1 protein-coding gene is annotated in these 255 nt (G+C 71.0%); it reads right to left on the bottom strand.

Annotation, left to right across the window (positions count from 1 at the left end):
* Positions 1-255 (bottom strand): GMC family oxidoreductase N-terminal domain-containing protein (locus DDE18_RS22555; RefSeq protein ID WP_211754727.1); only part of this gene is annotated, 255 nt, incomplete at both ends.

The following is a 255-nucleotide window of genomic DNA, read 5'->3' on the forward strand; positions in this document are numbered from 1 at the left end:
CGGTCAGCGGGTAGCCGGCCTGCTGGGCGGCCTCGAAGAACGCACCGAACAGCGGGTTGTCACACCTGCCCCGCTCCAGGTGCAGCGGGCCCTCGCCACCGCGCCAGTCGTCGCCCGCGGGCGAGCCATCCTCCAGGTGCCGGCTCTCCATCCGCTTGAAGTAGGGCAGGCAGTGCCGGAAGTCCCACGTCTCCATGCCCGCGTCGGCGGCCCACCGCTCGTAGTCCATCGGGTTGCCCCGCTGGAAGATCATCC

It is taken from the genome of Nocardioides gansuensis (assembly GCF_003076135.1).
Classification (GTDB): Bacteria; Actinomycetota; Actinomycetes; order Propionibacteriales; family Nocardioidaceae; genus Nocardioides; species Nocardioides gansuensis.